The sequence below is a fragment of the Robertmurraya korlensis genome, assembly GCF_023715225.1.
GTDB lineage: Bacteria > Bacillota > Bacilli > Bacillales > Cytobacillaceae > Robertmurraya_A.
The window spans coordinates 549,722-565,599 of the sequence record NZ_JAMBNS010000001.1 but is presented as its reverse complement, the minus strand read 5'-3'; the positions used below and the strand labels follow the sequence as shown (position 1 = coordinate 565,599).

Below are 15,878 nucleotides of genomic sequence, written 5' to 3'. Positions count from 1 at the left end.
GGAAATAGAAAAACCCTTTTATTTCATGAAAATTTCTATTATTCTTGCATATTCAAAATCAATCACTCTACAATTAACGTATGAAGGGGTGAATAAAACATGACGATTGATTTACCTAACAAAGTAACAATTATTGAAGTTGGCCCTCGTGATGGGCTTCAAAATGTAAGCGTTTTTATACCAACTGAGGCAAAACTTCAGTTTATTGACCAATTAAAGAAATCGGGTATTAAAGAAATGGAGATCACCTCCTTTGTTTCACCAAAGTGGGTTCCACAAATGCAAGATGCCGAGGATATTGTCTGGCATTCCCTAGATCCTAACACCCGCACCATTGTCCTAACTCCTAATCGTTCGGGTATTCAGCGTGCTCGCTTGTCCAATTGCCAAGAAATTGCTCTGTTCGTCGGAGTAAGCAACACGTTTAACCAAAAGAATATTAATCGAACAACGGCTCAGGCGATGGAAGAGCTTCTCCCACTTATAAAAGAGCTAAAAGATCAAGGTGTTTTTGTGCGAGCATGCATTTCAACCGCTTTTTACTGCCCGTTTGAAGGCCGAGTCGAAGAAAAAGAAACGATTCAATTATGCGAGCAATTTGTTCAAGCAGGGGTGGATGAATTAAGTGTTGCAGACACCATCGGGATGGCTGCTCCGCACGAATCGTATTCTTTGTTTTCAAAGCTTACTAATCTCTTTTCTACTACACTTATTACAGCCCATTTTCACGACACCCGAGGAATGGCCCTTGCCAATATATTTGCGGCCCTACAAGCAGGCGTTTCCCGCTTTGATACTTCTGCCGGGGGGATTGGTGGGTGTCCGTTTGCCCCAGGGGCCTCTGGAAATGTTGCGACTGAGGATGTTGTGTTCATGCTTGAAAGAATGGGGATTCAAACGGGCATAAACATCCCCCTCCTTGTTCAGGCTATTGATGTGATCGCTCCTCTTCTTCCAAAACCCATTACAAGCTCCTTGTATACTCTTCAGTCAAAAGCTTAGATACACTTCTAAGCTTTTTTTTGTTTTAAATTCCTGTTGAATGGTAAAATTAAGTAAAACATTATGTATCGGAGGGAAGTTTGTTGAGGAAAACACTCCGTTTCCTTTTAGGCTTTTTTCTTTTTTTTATCACGTTCGGTTTGTACTTTACCAATCGGCTTATGTATATGAGAACAAAGGATCCTCTTTTCGTTGTTGATCGTGAACAAACAGCAGGTCGTTATAACCCTGATGATTTTGATCGAATTCCTAAACGCGAAGTACTCATTACCTCACCATTTGGATACCAATTAAAAGCCATTGTGTTGGAGCCACATCATACAAAGAAGTACGTCATTATTTGTCATGGAGTTACCGAAAACAAAATCAATTCCATTAAATACATGAATCTGTTTATCGAAAGAGGTTTTAACGCGGTTATTTATGACCATCGTCGCCACGGAGAATCTGGAGGAAAAACCACCAGCTACGGTCACTACGAAAAATTTGATTTAAAAGCGATTGTTGACTGGTTAAAAGCGGACCAAGGTCCACATCTCCTTCTTGGTATTCACGGAGAATCAATGGGTGCAGCAACCATGCTATTGTATGCAGGAATGCTTGAGGATGGAGCAGATTTTTACATCGCTGATTGTCCCTTCTCTGACTTTAAGGAGCAGCTTGCTTATCGTTTAAAGCGTGAATTTAAGCTTCCTGGAAAGGTGTTTCTCCCTGTCGCAGATTTGTTCCTGCGAATGCGCGATCGCTACTCCTTACAAAGCATCGCTCCGATTACCGTCATTGACTCGATAAAAAAACCGATTCTTTTTATTCACAGCAAAAAGGATGATTTTATTCTTCCAACGATGACACAAGCGTTGTATAAAAAGAAGAAAGGACCAAAAAAAATATATCTTGCTGAAAATGGTGTTCATGCCCAATCGTTAAACGAGAATAAGGAAGACTACGAACAAGTCATTGACGAGTTTCTGCATGATTTTGTCTTCTCCCCACTTTTAAGCGATCAATAAAAAAAGCCGAGACATTTTTAACGTCTCGGCTTCTCTTCTGCAATCACTTTCTTCTCCTTATCTAGCGCCCGAATGTATGGATATTTTTTCATTTCAAAAAAATATCTTTTCCCTTCTTTTTCAATGATGTTTAGATTGGTGTATTGATTTCCCGTTTCCGATCCTTCAATAGAGACAATATCTGTACTTTCTACCTGTCCATATGTAAGCTGAAATCTACTCAAAATCTTCCCCTGACTGCTATAATCATATATGTCTCGGTAATAAACGGTTAGTGTGTTAGATCCTTTATATTCCCAATGGTTACCACCTTCATTTGTCCAGCCTTTCTCTTCATCTCCCTCCAGGTATGCAATGCTTATCGCATCAAACTCTTCTCCTTCATGCTCTTGGGCTGTGGTATACATGATGATGGCTCCATCCGTAAGCTTTTCTTTTACAATCGTTTCTTTTACTTCAAAAGGCACTGCCACTTCTATAGTTGCTGCCCGACATGATGTGAGTAGAATAGCAATACCCACTAGCAGTATTCCTCGCCAATGTCGCATATCATCCCCCCACTATCAGTGAATGTAAGAAACACCCAAAAAATGCTAATTTTCTTTAAAAAGAAAAACAGATCCACTTTTTTGTAGTAGATCTGCTCGTGCCATGGTTCTATTTTGTTTTATCGACAAAGGCCATTCTTGGGTTTAGGTATTGTCCTACACTTTTTAATTGGAATGTATTTGAGTCTTTAGAGAAATCAATTTTTAGTTCTTCATCAAGAAATACTGCCTTTGATTTTTCGATATACACCGTTTGCTCGTTCGTTTCAATGGCTGTATCATCATCCTCATCCAGCTCATTCACTAACCATAGAGTTGGTACGCCACTTACTACACACCCACAGCCTTCTATATCGTACTTTAGCTTCAAAAAGCCTTGCTTTCCATTGATTTTTTCGCTAATTTTTTTTGCTGCTGTTTCTGTTATCGTAATATTCATTGTCTGTTCCTCCAGCATTTCATCATGTTTCCTACACCACTTCATATAATCATTGTAACATAGCGTTTTTTTATTGCCCCATGATTTGCTTTTCGGCAATGAATTCTTTATGATATTATTACATTTTTTTGGTAGGAGTGGTCAGTTTGTCGAAGGTTCAGATTAAAGTGATGGACAATGGTTCTTTACGTGTCACTGGTGAGGTTGAATTAATTGATATGGATGGAAATGTATTTGAAACGAAACCCACGTTCTCTCTATGCCGTTGTGGTCTCTCATCCAAACGTCCCTTTTGCGATGGATCGCATAAAGGAAAGTTTCAGGCTCGTGATCGCGCAGTTAAAACTCCTGAATAATCTTTAAGCAGCGGTTTCCTTCTCGGAGACTGCTCTTATTCCTTCATTTGTACATCTACAATGCTTGAAAGGAGGACTCGGTGAACCTCCCCAAAATGGTCAACAATATGAAGCCTTTGCTGAAGCTCATCCCAATAATGGATTTGCCCGATAATCAATTCGTGCTTTCGGTAACGATAATGAGTGACCATCACCGCTTGATGATCCTCCATCGCCGCTAATAACAAATGGTTCATCTCCTCTAGCTTTTGTTCATCCATCTCCTTTTCTTTCTCGTAAGAATCCGCTTCCGCCCAATCGCGCAATAGCTTAACATGCTCAGGAAGCATCATTGATGTCCACTTGATTCTTCCTCTATCTCGAATCATCCTTGTTCCTCCTTACCTCTTATGACCGCCAACTAGCTTCGCACGATGCTTCGCCGTTCCCGCTGCTGTATACGATACCGCACGCAATAGTGCACCATGTCCATACCGATTGCGGATACGGTCCACAACATAGCCGATCTCTCGTTCCTTCCAGCCATTCGGTTCAAAAATATTTAACTGATAGTCTGTATCATCACAAATATTGCTAAGGGCGATGGAGATTTTTCGTACCGTTTTTCCTTCGTAGTGCTCAGCAAATAGACGTAGACAAACATCATACAGCTCCATCGTGACGTTCGTCGGTACCTCAATCGACCGCGAACGATAAAAGCCTCCACCGAACTCGTCCTGACTATAACCAATGCCGAAGCTGATTGTTCGACCTGCCTTCTTATGCGTTCTTGCTCTTCTCGCCACCTCTTCACACATTTCTAGAATTACGCGTTTGATTTCTACTTCTTCTTTATAATCACGAAGCAAAATTTGACTCTTCCCAAAGCTAATTTGCCCCTCCATAATAGGTGCTCCAATTTCGGATAAATCCACTCCCCATGCGTGATGGTACAGTTGATTTCCCATAATCCCAAACTTTTTCTCAAGCTTCTGCAAATCGAAGCGAGCAAGCTGGCCGACAGTAAAAATTCCCATTCCATTTAATGTTTTCTCTACCCGTCTTCCAATTCCCCACATTTCACGTAAAGGAGAAACATTCCAAAGCTTTGTTTTTACATCCTCGTACGTCCATTCAGCAATCCCCTTCTTTTTTGCTTCCAAATCAAGACAAAGCTTTGATAATAGCATGTTCGGACCAATTCCAATCGCACAGGGCAGCTGAAATTCTCGCTCAATATCATCACGAATCTTTTGTGCAACCGTCCAGGCATCTCCCCATAAATGAAGGGCTCCATCAATTTTCAGAAAGCTCTCATCGACGCTATACGTATGAATAGCTTCTTTTGGAACGTAACGATGAAACACCTTCGTAATTTCAGTGGAAATACGTAAATAAGTCGCCATTTTCGGCTCAACCACTTTAATCTTCGGATCCTTTGGAATTTCAAACTTCCTTGATCCTGTTTTAATGCCAAACTCTTTCTTCATCTTTGGGGAGGCTGCTAGCACAATGCTCCCCTCCCGCTCTTTATCTCCAATCACTGCCAAATAACACTCAAGTGGATCCAGTCCTTCCATGACAGCTGAACAGCTTGCATAAAAGCTCTTCATGTCCACACATAAAATGGTTTGATGGGGCAACTCACTGTAATTAATCATCGTGTTCTCTCTCTCCCAAACATCAAATAGGAACATTCGTTCTCTTTTTAGTATATTCTTATATTAAGCGAATATACGTTCGGTTTCAATGGAAATTTTAATCTCTATTTCCTTTTATGAATGGGGATACGTTATAATGGCTAAAGAAGAGGTGTACGGGAATGGAGAAGAAACTTATTTATAAAATGATTAGGCAATGCTTTCAGCAGTACGAGCATGAGGCATGTGAAGCGGACTATGAGAAGTTGTACGAACGGATAGTAGAAGAACAAGCACAAGAGGAGCAAGTTCCCTTATTTGAACTAATCAACGATGCTGTTTATGAATATTTGACCAATTAAAAAAATCACCCACAAGGTGATTTTTATTTTTTATCGAAAAAGCCGCCAACAAAGCGTTCAGCTAATCCTGGAATAAGATTATAGATGGTACTACCCATATTCATCCAGCCTGGAAGGTTCAGCTCACGCTTAGGGTTAAGCATTAGTTGAATAATTCTTTCGGCAACATAATCCGATTTCAGCATGAATCGATTTACGTTTTTTACGTAGTTTCCTGATTTATCAGCAATTGAAAAGAAATTAGTTTCTATCGGACCAGGGTTTACCGCCGATACACGTATATTCGATTTCGCAAGCTCTAATCGTAAGCTATTCGTAAAACCTAATACTGCATGCTTCGTAGCCGAATATCCACTGGACTTAGGCGTGGCGAGCTTTCCTGCCTGTGAGGCAATATTAATGATATGACCTGAATGTTGAGCCATCATTACAGGAAGAACCTCTTTCGTACAAGCCATTAAACCGAGGACGTTCACTTGAAACATTTTTTCAATATCAGCAAAATCGGCCTCATGGAAGGAATCAAACACGCCAAACCCAGCATTGTTTACGAGAATATCAATATGGCCAACCTCTTGTTTAATTTGTGAAAACACCTGTTGAACCTGATCGATATCACCTATATCCAATTGAAAAAACAAGGCATTCATACCCGTTTTTCGGCTGATTTCCTCACCGATTGTTTGCAGCTTGTCAATAGAGCGAGCTACAAGAATAGGCCTTGCTCCGCGCTCAGCGGCCATAAGAGCCACCTTTTCTCCAATCCCTGATGAAGCTCCTGTTATAACAATATGTTTTCCTTTTAATTGTTTCAATACACTCACCATCTTATCTATGTAGCTTGTCACTCATACCTTACCACAGCCAGTTAAAAAACGCTAAAAAATCATGCGTAGGAAGGACGTCATTTATTTATATATCCGCACGGTAAATAAAGGTGCCATTTACCTTAGTGGCTTGAATTTTTTCACCATCTAATAAAGAATCTAACTGTGCGATGGATTCTGAAATGGTCAACCCTAGCTGTTTCTTGTAGACGGAAGGAAATAAGCGTTGACATATTTGAAAAGCGGTCAAAGATTCCTGTTCCAGCCACTCCTTCACTTGCTCAGCACGCAAAACTTGATGAGATAGTCGCTTTTCAACCAGGCCATGAACATCTGTTACCTCTTCTCCATGCCCCGTATAAGTAAGGCGAATAGGAAGGATAAGAAGCTTCTGCAAGGAATCATTAACTTGCAGCTGTGGTTTTGGACGTTCTCTCTCTCCTGGGAGTGGAGGCTCGAGAAGCGGATTTGCTGAAATATGCGCCAATAAGAGATCTCCTCCTATTAGCACGCCATCCTTTTTCCGAAATAGACCGATCTGACTTTGGGCATGACCAGGTGTTTCAATCACTGTCCATTCAGATAATCCGATTGGAACTTCCCCCTCAGAAAGCGTACCTGTTAACGATCGGTTGCAGGAAAACAAAAGCATTTGTTTCATTCCACCGATAAAAGGATCATAATACTTGTCTGGAATGCCACATTCCACAAATAACTGCCGATAAAAAGAATCGTAGTCATGATAAAACTCTTCGGTTCGATTCAGCCAGCGTTCATTGTTAGCATGCCCGTAAACCTCTAAATCAAGAGAAAACCGATCGAGCAATCCTGCATGATCTGGATGATCATGGGTTAGGATGACTTGTTCAATATCTGTTACCTTTAAACCCAGTGTAGCTAGTTGATTTTGAAGCGATACAAATGCTTGCTCCGTATTCGGGCCAACATCTACTAAAGTCAAACGTTCCCCCCTTATTACATACACGTTCACATCACCGACTGGAAAAGGAGTAGGCAACACCAGCTTTGCAATTCCATCACGCCATTCTGTCATATTTGAACTCCTTGATTATAATTGTTATATAACAATAGTACATACGTATATTTTACCCAATGTTATCAAGAATGTCATTATTTTCATATATCGTTTTTTGAAAAATGCGAAAAGTCAGGAGACATTCCCACTTGACAGAAGGGCTTGTTTTCTTGCATAATCACTAGTAAATCATTTAGAGCGTTAAAGTGGCAATGAATAAGACCAGTACGTGGCAAAAGACGAAAGAGAGTAAAGCTCACCGGCTGAGAGGCTTTACCGTCCCTTACCCACCGAACCTACCTTATGAGCTGTTAGGCAAACCTAACCGTGTTCTCCGGCGTTAACGGATTCGAGTTTCATTTATGCGAGACATGTGCAAAAATGAAAATGAAGGTGGTACCACGGAAGCTTAGACCTTTCGTCCTTGTTAGGATGAAGGGTCTTTTTGTTTTTATAAATGGATTTTAGGAGGAAGAAACGTGGAGAAAATAGCGATTATCGGAGCAGGATCAATGTCAGAGGCATTAATTGCGGGGATTGTGGAAAATCAATTAATCAACCCAGAAAAAATATGGGTGACCAATCGCAGCAATGCAGATCGACTGGCAACACTTCACGAGCAATACGGCGTAAGCTCCACGTATGATCATCGTGAACTATTAGAAGGAGCAGACTTCGTTCTACTAGCAATGAAGCCAAAGGATGCTGCAGGCTCCATTGAACAAGTACGGCATTTATTAAAGACTAACATGCTGATTGTCTCTGTTTTAGCAGGTGTCTCAATGGATTCAATTGAATTACTCTCACAAAAGGAGCTTGCCATCGTTCGCGCAATGCCTAATACATCGGCAACAGTAGGTCTATCTGCCACAGCGATTGCTGTCAATGGCAAAGTAGATGACGATCAAAAAAGAAATGTGCAATTGCTATTTGGCACAGTGGGGATGACCGCTTTTGTAGAGGAACACCAATTAGATGCGGTCACAGGCTTATCCGGAAGTGGTCCTGCTTATATCTATTATTTGATCGAAGCGATGGAAAAAAGCGCAGTCGAAATTGGCTTAGAGCGAGAAATGGCACAGCAATTAATTGTTCAAACCTTAATAGGGGCAGCACATATGGTAGCTAAAACGACAAAAACCCCACAGGAGCTTCGCCATGCGGTAACAAGTCCTGGCGGAACAACCGAAGCAGGATTAAAAATTCTTGCTGCTCACGGAGTTCAGGAAGCGTTTGTGGAATGTATAAAAGAAGCAACTGCTCAATCTAAACGAATGGGGAAAGCTATTGCGGAGCAGATGGAGAGTGTGCAGAAGACTTCCTGAAATCATTTTAAACTAAAACCTTCTCCATTTTGGATGAAGGTTCTTTTTATGCTTTAGACCAGTACAAGTATAAGTAAGATAATTGTAAGATCAGTGTCTAACTCCCTGTTGTCATGTTTTACCAACGCCATGTATAGACCATTGGTAAGAGAGAAAACTAATTTTAGTAAGTATTAGTAAAGGTGGGAGCTTTGTGGGAGTAAATGTACTGTGGGTTACATTAGCCTTCTGTGTGGGCTTGATAATTCTAAATGTGCTTCATACTGTTTTAGTAGAACGGATGAATAGTGAAGTGGCTTTTGCTATATCTGGAATCGTACTTCTTGTTAGTGGTATGGCCTATCTAGTTTCTTGCGGAATCATGCTAAAAGCGTTATAGGGGGCAATTGCTCTTAGTAGGAGTTCTGTATTTGCGGAACTCCTTTTTCATATATCATTTAGGGGATACCATTAGAGAGTCCACATTTGTTCATTATTTAAGAACAAGTATAATTAGATTAGAACTGTAATATAAACCTACTTAAAAATAAATAAAAGGGTGTTTAGATGTCCTTATTTCTAATAGTTTCTTCTTTATTAGCTATCAGCATTGTGGTTTGGATTCTGATCTTTATTGATGCAAAGATCGGGCTTCATAGAATCGATTTTCTCGAAAACGAACCTGCGTCTCAGGAGGGTCCTTTAGTGTCCATCATTGTTGCGGCACGTAATGAGGAAAAAGGGATAAAGGAAAGCTTACAAAGTCAGTTTTTGCAGAGTTATGGCCATCTGGAGTGGGTTTTAGTAAACGACCGATCCACCGACAACACTCCCATCATTATGAATGAGATGAAATCTGAACACGAAAATGTAAGCGTTATTCACATTACTTCCCTTCCACTAGGATGGTTAGGGAAAAATCATGCGATGTATGTTGGCGCAAAGCAAGCGAGAGGAGAACTTCTCTTATTCACAGATGCAGACGTGATATTTCACAAAGATGCAATCGCAAAAGCCGTTCATTATACTATGAAACATAAACTAGATCACTTAACTGCTGCCCCTAATTTACGAGGACAGCGATTATGGTTAAATAGCTTTATTGCTTTTTTTATGTTTGGATTTTCTTATTTTAAACGTCCTTGGCTTGCGAATCATCCTCGTTCTAAGGTAGGAATAGGAATTGGAGCATTTAATCTAGTGAGGAAAGAAGCTTATGAGAAGTTAGGAACACATGAAGTGATTAAAATGCGTCCGGATGATGATTTAATGCTCGGGAAAAAGATGAAGGAACTAGGATTTAGACATCGAATGGTAACGGCTTTGACACTTCTTGAGGTTGAATGGTACTCGACTTTAAAGGAGGCACTGATTGGCTTAGAGAAAAATACGTTTGCGGGACTTCATTACCGAATTAGCATGGTGATGTTTGCGATCTTTGGAGTGTTTGTGTCTCAAGTACTCCCCTTTTTTACCCTATTCTCCTTTGAACCTATATTAATCTTTTTAAGTATCGGCAATATTTTTTTACTTGCACTGATTTACTCCATGATTATTAAAAGAATGACAACCTATTCGCCATGGATGTTTCTCCTCTTTCCTTTTACAGCTATGTTGTTTATTTACTCCATCATACGGGCAAGCTTCTTAACCTTTAGAAGAGGCGGTATTATTTGGAGAGGGACGAAATATCGCTTAAAAGATTTACGCAACCACAATAAGTAAAACATAGAAAAAATCGGGACCCTATTGGTACCCGATTTATTTGTGTACAGGAATTGAAATTTCTTTAAAATCATCAGCGATTTCGGTATTCGGAAACACTTCTCTCGCTTCCTCTACATGTAATTGTGAAGCTTTTTTATCATATCTAGAGCTGATATGGGTAAGACACAGTTGTTTCACACCAGCCTCTCGTGCGACCTGTGCTGCTTGTGTAGTCGTTGAATGAAAATAATCATACGCAAGCTGTTCCTCTCCCCTAGAAAACGTTGCCTCATGGATGAGAAGATCCGCATTTGAAGCAAGTAAATAGGCGTTGTCACATATTCTTGTATCACCTAAGATCGTTACGATCCTTCCTTTTATATCTTCGTCGCGAAACTTGGAAGAATCAATGATGGTTCCATCTTCTAGAACAACGTTTTCCCCAGCCTTAATTTTTTTGTATAAAGGACCCGGTGGGATATTGGCTTCCCGCAGCTTTTCTACTAATAAAGAGCCCGGACGATCCTTCTCCACGACTCGATAACCGTATGATGGAATTCCATGCTCCAATTTACGAGCTTCAACCTTGAACTGCTCGTCTTCAAAAACAATCCCCTCTTCAATCTCTACAATCTTTAGAGGATACTTTAAATACGTTCCGCTTACTTGCAAAGAAATGTCCACATAATCTTTTATCCCCTTAGGGCCATAAACTGTCACAAGTGATTCTCCTCCTTGGAAGGATCGACTGGACAATAAGCCAGGTAAACCATATATGTGATCGCCATGAAGATGAGTTATAAAAATCTTTTCAATGCGGCGTGGCTTAATAGACGTGTGTAAAATTTGATGCTGAGTCGCCTCACCGCAATCAAACATCCAAAGTGTCCCTCTCTCATCCAACAGCTTCAGAACAAGAGAGCTTACGTTCCTAAGTTTTGCTGGAACCCCCGCCCCCGTACCAAGAAATAAAATATCCATATGAAACGCTCCTTTATGTAAAAAAACCGACGTCAACAAAGACATCGGAATACGTTTATTCTTACTATCACTATACCATATTTATAACGAGATTCTTACTATATATGCAGATCTCTCTTTTCATAAGCGATAAAGGTATAAATTGTCATGGCCACAACTAATAGGACACTAACCGTTATATATAATACATCATACCCGGTTCCACCTATGATGTCCTTCGCCTCATAATATTTAAAAGGAGTGAAGACCGTAAGAATCTCCAGATTTTCGTTAAGGTCAATAGCCATTGATAAGAAAAAAGTAATTAATAACACGGCTGTAGAAATGCTTGCAGCCCTCTTAGGATACTCTATGCTAGCAGCAATGGATGTTCCCAATGATAAAAACAGCAGTTGCAGGATAAACATACCACCCATCAATTTAGCAATCTCTATGAGATATGACTCATCTGTCTTATTATAATAATCCACCATGAAGTGAGAAATCAAAAAGGTGACGGAATTTAATACAATAATAGCTACCAAGGATGCCATCCATTTTGAAAGAATCACCTGTTTTCTTGAGATTGGTTTCACTAATAAGAATTCGGCTGTTTTATCTCTTTCCTCTTTCGAGATGATGTTTGCACCTAACATCACAGCATGAATCGTGGTCATAACAATCAAATATAAAAACAAAATTCCGTAGTAGCCACTTACGGTCGTTAAATCCAACGAGCCTGTTCCCATTATGGCCTGCATGGCTTTTGGCATACTTGCCATGAGTTCATTTATAGACTGACCGGAATTTTCTGTTGCTCCGTACTTACTCATTCCACCAGCCACCATAGCAAAAATTCCTAAACACCAAATAACGAGTGACTTTCTTAGTGCTTTTAACTCTCTCATAAATACATTCACCTTAACCCCTCCTTCCTTACAGCGCATTCATATCCCTTTTGGTATAGATATAAAAGCTAGCACTAAGAGCTACTGCAATCCACACCAAACCGACTATCAAATACGACCACTCATACTGACTGTTTTTTATAATAAACATCGAGTCAAAATACTTGAATGGGGTGATGTATCGAACAGAAGCTTCCCCCACTGTAGAACCAAACATTCCAATAAAAAAGAAAGCAAAGACGACACCTAGTGATAAAGAAAGAACCGATTTCAACCTAGGCAATAGCATAGATGCAATAACTCCAATGGTTAAAAACATAACCTGAACAAAAAAGAGTGTAGATGAAAGAAGAAAAAACGCTTGTTCATTAAAATTCTCCGTCTTTACGTATGAAGCAATAAAGTAAGCGCAGAGAATAAAGGATAGGCTAGTAATGGCAATAGACACAACTGCCGCAGATAGCTTTGAAACAATGATCGTTGACCTTGAAACCGGCTTGGTAAGAAGAAAATCAACTGTCTTTTCACGAACTTCCTTGGATAAAATAGAAGTGCCTATCATCATCGCCTGTATCGCACCACATAACGCAATATACATAAAAACATACGAGTAAAAACCAAGAATGCTAGTAAAGCTCCCAATTTCAATCCCAACCGCTTTACGCAATGCTTCCGGAAGCGTTTTTAAAAGCTCGTTCACTTGTTCCGCATCCTTCGCAAAGGAAGGAAAAAGTGACATAAAAAAGAGTACAAGGGCAATAAGGGAAACCGTCCAGACCAGCGTGGACTTTCGATAAGCTCTTATTTCATGAAGAAAGATATTCACCTTCTACTCCTCCTTTTCGTAGTAGTGCATGAAAATCTCTTCAAGGGTTGGTTCTTCTACCCACAAATTTTTAAGTGGTATTTCTGCTATTTTGCTTATAATTGCATTCATGTTCCCTTTGTAAATAAAGGACACCGTCTTTTCTTTCACCTTCATATCTGTGACACCGTCTAGCTGGAAATCTTCAGTAGTTACATGATGAACCGCTTCTAGTCTAAATTTCTTATAGCTATTCTCTGTTAACGCGCTCATCGTCTCGACTTTCACGATTTCTCCTTCTTTAATAATGGCTACACGATCACAAAGCTTTTGAACCTCACCTAAAATATGAGAGGAGAAAAGAATGGTTGCCCCCTTCTTATTTTCTTCTCTTAATAATTCAAAAAATTTCTGTTGCATTAATGGATCCAAGCCACTTGTCGGCTCATCAAGAATAATAAGCTTCGGTTCATGTAATAATCCTTGAACGATTCCAACCTTCTTTTTATTACCAAGCGAAAGATCGTCAATCTTCTTAGAGAGATCTAGATTTAGTGCTTCAGCAAGCTCACGTATTCTCTTTGTACAATCCTTTTTATAAAAACTTGCAGAATATTTAAGCAAGTCATTTACCTTCATATTATCATAATAAAAAACCTCCGATGGAAGATAACCAATCTCCTTTTTAATTTCAGGAGCATATTTTATACAATCCTTCCCAAAAATCGTAGCACTTCCACTTGTTGGATAAATAAGTGCAAGGAGGGTTCGAATGGTCGTCGATTTTCCAGCTCCATTTGGTCCAATGAATCCAAAAATCTCCCCTTCTTTTACTGAGAAACTGACATTGGAGATTCCTCTTGCTTTTCCATACATTTTCGTTAACTGATTGCTTTCAATCACATTCATAAAGAAAGCCTCCTTTTTAGACAGTTGATCTATCTAACACCATCATACTACATGAAAAATAAGGCAACAATCATTTTATGAAATATTTTTATCGAAACATTTCATAAAATAAATAAATAACGCTTTCATTTTCATTAAGGATAGTTCAAGCGATTTGGTTAAAAATAAATACGTAATTTTGTGAAGAATTATTTGCTTATTTCGCTAGAAACCGATAAAATTCTGTACTTGTATAGGTCAATTTTTTTTTATAAAAATACATATATAACATGGAAATACCCTGGAAGAGAGGTTCTTAACGTGACACAAAACGAGAAACCGACTGCATTAATCATGATATTTGGAGCAACTGGTGATTTAGCAAATAGAAAACTGTATCCTTCGCTCTATAAACTGTTTGAAAAAGGAAAGCTTTCAGACAAATTTGCTGTAATCGGAGTTGCCAGAAGACCATTAACAAATGAGGAATTCCAAGAGAACATCAAAAAATCGGTAAAGTCTTCTATTCAAAAAGAAAATCGAATTGATGAATTTGCTTCGCATTTTTACTATCATTCACATGATGTAACTGATTCAAATTCATACGCAGTGCTTAATAACCTAGCAAATCAACTTGACTCAAATTATGAATTACAAGGCAACCGCATCTTCTATTTAGCAATGGCACCTGAATTCTTCGGAACCATTGCACTCCATTTAAAAGAAGATGGTTTGACCAATGTGAGTGGGTTTAAACGCTTAGTCATTGAAAAACCATTTGGTCATGACCTTCCATCAGCACAAGAACTAAATGATCAAATCAGAACTGCCTTCTCTGAAGATGAAGTGTACAGAATTGACCATTACCTAGGAAAAGAAATGGTTCAAAATATAGAAGTTATTCGATTCGCGAATGCGATTTTCGAACCGCTTTGGAACAACCGTTATATTTCGAATATTCAAGTAACTTCTAGTGAGGTTCTTGGAGTTGAAGAGCGCGGACGCTACTATGAGAAAAGCGGTGCGTTAAGAGATATGGTTCAAAACCATATGCTGCAAATGGTCGCATTACTTGCGATGGAACCACCAATTAAGCTAACAACTGAAGAAATTCGCTCTGAGAAGGTAAGAGTCCTTCGTGCTCTTCGTCCGATTGAAGGTGAAGAAGTAAAAGAATACTTTGTTCGCGGTCAATATGACAAAGGGACGGTAGAAGGCACAGAAGTTTTAGGATACCGTGAAGAGCAAATGGTTAACCCTGAATCTAACACGGAAACATATGTAGCTGGAAAACTAATGATTGATAATTTCCGCTGGGCAGGGGTTCCTATTTATATACGTACAGGAAAGAGAATGGATTCCAAATCTACAAAAATTGTTATTCAGTTTAAAGACATTCCTATGAACCTATATTATAGCCCTGAGGAAACATTGAATCCGAACCTACTTGTGATTCATATTCAACCAGAAGAAGGCATTACGCTGCATCTGAATGCGAAAAAAGCAGGTCAAAATATCGCAGCAACTCCTGTTAAGTTAAACTATGCAAACCGCGGAATCGATGGATTAAACACACCAGAGGCATACGAGAAGCTTCTATTCGATTGCATGCGCGGTGATGCAACCAACTTTACACATTGGGATGAAGTTGCACTATCTTGGAGCTTTGTTGATAAGATTTCTGATGTTTGGGAAAATCAAAAGGCTGAGAATTACCCTAACTACAACGCAGGTACTGTGGGTCCTCGTGAAGCGGATGAGCTTCTTGAGAAAGATGGATTCCATTGGTGGCCAATCTCTAATTTTGACGTTGATAAGTGCTAGTACTTTCTTAAATTATAGACACAAGAAACGACGTATGGTTTGGCATACGTCGTTTCTTTATTTAGTTTTGAGTACCATTTTTAATAAAAAAACGGCCGATTCCCTCATCTAGGTTCAAAAGGATCCGCACTTTCGGTTGGGGAATCATGATAGGCATCAGAACTGATAAATAGACGGAGAAATTCCGCTTAATTATTAATTATTATTAAATAAAGCGGAAATAGACGGAGAGATTCCGCCTATTGGCTCGAAAAAGTCAAAAAGGAACGATTTTTCTTTGTAT

Annotated in this window: 18 protein-coding genes; 8 read left to right on the top strand and 10 right to left on the bottom strand. The window is 39.4% G+C overall.

Annotation, left to right across the window (positions count from 1 at the left end; genetic code table 11):
* Nucleotides 1-99: 99 nt before the first annotated feature.
* Both M3175_RS03045 and M3175_RS03040 read left to right on the top strand, forming a co-directional pair.
* On the top strand, nucleotides 100-1,002 hold the full coding sequence (locus M3175_RS03045; RefSeq protein ID WP_251514534.1) for a hydroxymethylglutaryl-CoA lyase: 903 nt from the start codon (nucleotides 100-102) through the stop codon (nucleotides 1,000-1,002).
* An 83-nt stretch (nucleotides 1,003-1,085) separates the two neighbouring features.
* Nucleotides 1,086-2,012 (top strand): alpha/beta hydrolase, encoded by a 927-nt coding sequence (locus tag M3175_RS03040; protein WP_251514533.1) that lies wholly within the window; start codon nucleotides 1,086-1,088, stop codon nucleotides 2,010-2,012.
* Nucleotides 2,013-2,029: 17 nt separating this feature from the next.
* On the opposite strand, the gene M3175_RS03035 is transcribed toward M3175_RS03040, so the two are convergent.
* Both M3175_RS03035 and M3175_RS03030 read right to left on the bottom strand, forming a co-directional pair.
* A complete protein-coding gene (locus tag M3175_RS03035) occupies nucleotides 2,030-2,560 on the bottom strand; it encodes a hypothetical protein (RefSeq protein WP_251514531.1) in 531 nt (176 codons plus the stop codon).
* Nucleotides 2,561-2,669: 109 nt separating this feature from the next.
* Nucleotides 2,670-2,999 (bottom strand): iron-sulfur cluster biosynthesis family protein, encoded by a 330-nt coding sequence (locus tag M3175_RS03030; RefSeq protein ID WP_251514529.1) that lies wholly within the window; start codon nucleotides 2,997-2,999, stop codon nucleotides 2,670-2,672.
* Between the two features lie 146 nt (nucleotides 3,000-3,145).
* Between M3175_RS03030 and M3175_RS03025 the strand changes: the two genes are divergently transcribed.
* Nucleotides 3,146-3,355 (top strand): CDGSH iron-sulfur domain-containing protein, encoded by a 210-nt coding sequence (locus M3175_RS03025; protein ID WP_160546512.1) that lies wholly within the window; start codon nucleotides 3,146-3,148, stop codon nucleotides 3,353-3,355.
* A gap of 35 nt (nucleotides 3,356-3,390) precedes the next feature.
* Here the strand turns inward: M3175_RS03025 and M3175_RS03020 are convergent, their stop codons facing one another.
* Complete coding sequence (locus M3175_RS03020) at nucleotides 3,391-3,723, bottom strand: YolD-like family protein (protein ID WP_251514528.1); 333 nt, start codon at nucleotides 3,721-3,723, stop codon at nucleotides 3,391-3,393.
* 12 nt (nucleotides 3,724-3,735) lie between these two features.
* The gene (locus tag M3175_RS03015; protein ID WP_251514526.1) at nucleotides 3,736-4,995 is read right to left on the bottom strand and encodes a Y-family DNA polymerase; all 1,260 of its coding nucleotides are present in this window, start codon (nucleotides 4,993-4,995) and stop codon (nucleotides 3,736-3,738) included.
* Nucleotides 4,996-5,156: 161 nt separating this feature from the next.
* Here M3175_RS03015 and M3175_RS03010 point away from each other — a divergent pair, with 161 nt between their 5' ends.
* Nucleotides 5,157-5,336 (top strand): YqzH family protein, encoded by a 180-nt coding sequence (locus tag M3175_RS03010; RefSeq protein WP_251514524.1) that lies wholly within the window; start codon nucleotides 5,157-5,159, stop codon nucleotides 5,334-5,336.
* 23 nt (nucleotides 5,337-5,359) lie between these two features.
* Here M3175_RS03010 and M3175_RS03005 read toward each other — a convergent pair whose 3' ends face one another.
* On the bottom strand, nucleotides 5,360-6,163 hold the full coding sequence (locus tag M3175_RS03005) for an SDR family NAD(P)-dependent oxidoreductase (protein WP_251515271.1): 804 nt from the start codon (nucleotides 6,161-6,163) through the stop codon (nucleotides 5,360-5,362).
* Nucleotides 6,164-6,248: 85 nt separating this feature from the next.
* Nucleotides 6,249-7,217, bottom strand: coding sequence for an MBL fold metallo-hydrolase (locus tag M3175_RS03000; protein ID WP_251514523.1), 969 nt, complete (start codon nucleotides 7,215-7,217; stop codon nucleotides 6,249-6,251).
* Nucleotides 7,218-7,678: 461 nt separating this feature from the next.
* On the opposite strand from M3175_RS03000, the gene proC reads away from it, so the two are divergent.
* The 3 genes from proC to M3175_RS02985 all read left to right on the top strand — a co-directional run bounded on the left by proC (nucleotide 7,679) and on the right by M3175_RS02985 (nucleotide 10,228).
* Nucleotides 7,679-8,524 (top strand): pyrroline-5-carboxylate reductase, encoded by an 846-nt coding sequence (gene proC / locus M3175_RS02995; protein WP_251514521.1) that lies wholly within the window; start codon nucleotides 7,679-7,681, stop codon nucleotides 8,522-8,524.
* 193 nt (nucleotides 8,525-8,717) lie between these two features.
* On the top strand, nucleotides 8,718-8,903 hold the full coding sequence (locus M3175_RS02990) for a hypothetical protein (protein ID WP_251514519.1): 186 nt from the start codon (nucleotides 8,718-8,720) through the stop codon (nucleotides 8,901-8,903).
* Nucleotides 8,904-9,070: 167 nt separating this feature from the next.
* Nucleotides 9,071-10,228, top strand: a complete 1,158-nt coding sequence (locus tag M3175_RS02985) for a glycosyltransferase family 2 protein (RefSeq protein ID WP_251514517.1) — start codon at nucleotides 9,071-9,073, stop codon at nucleotides 10,226-10,228.
* 36 nt (nucleotides 10,229-10,264) lie between these two features.
* Here M3175_RS02985 and rnz read toward each other — a convergent pair whose 3' ends face one another.
* The 4 genes from rnz to M3175_RS02965 form a co-directional block, all read right to left on the bottom strand.
* Nucleotides 10,265-11,191, bottom strand: a complete 927-nt coding sequence (gene rnz / locus M3175_RS02980; protein ID WP_251514515.1) for a ribonuclease Z — start codon at nucleotides 11,189-11,191, stop codon at nucleotides 10,265-10,267.
* A 98-nt stretch (nucleotides 11,192-11,289) separates the two neighbouring features.
* A complete protein-coding gene (locus M3175_RS02975) occupies nucleotides 11,290-12,090 on the bottom strand; it encodes a DUF2705 family protein (RefSeq protein ID WP_251514514.1) in 801 nt (266 codons plus the stop codon).
* Between the two features lie 16 nt (nucleotides 12,091-12,106).
* Complete coding sequence (locus M3175_RS02970) at nucleotides 12,107-12,904, bottom strand: ABC transporter permease subunit (protein ID WP_251514512.1); 798 nt, start codon at nucleotides 12,902-12,904, stop codon at nucleotides 12,107-12,109.
* A gap of 3 nt (nucleotides 12,905-12,907) precedes the next feature.
* Nucleotides 12,908-13,792, bottom strand: a complete 885-nt coding sequence (locus M3175_RS02965; protein WP_251514510.1) for an ABC transporter ATP-binding protein — start codon at nucleotides 13,790-13,792, stop codon at nucleotides 12,908-12,910.
* Nucleotides 13,793-14,125: 333 nt separating this feature from the next.
* Here M3175_RS02965 and zwf point away from each other — a divergent pair, with 333 nt between their 5' ends.
* Nucleotides 14,126-15,595, top strand: a complete 1,470-nt coding sequence (gene zwf / locus M3175_RS02960) for a glucose-6-phosphate dehydrogenase (RefSeq protein ID WP_285852155.1) — start codon at nucleotides 14,126-14,128, stop codon at nucleotides 15,593-15,595.
* The last annotated feature ends 283 nt before the right edge of the window (nucleotides 15,596-15,878 follow it).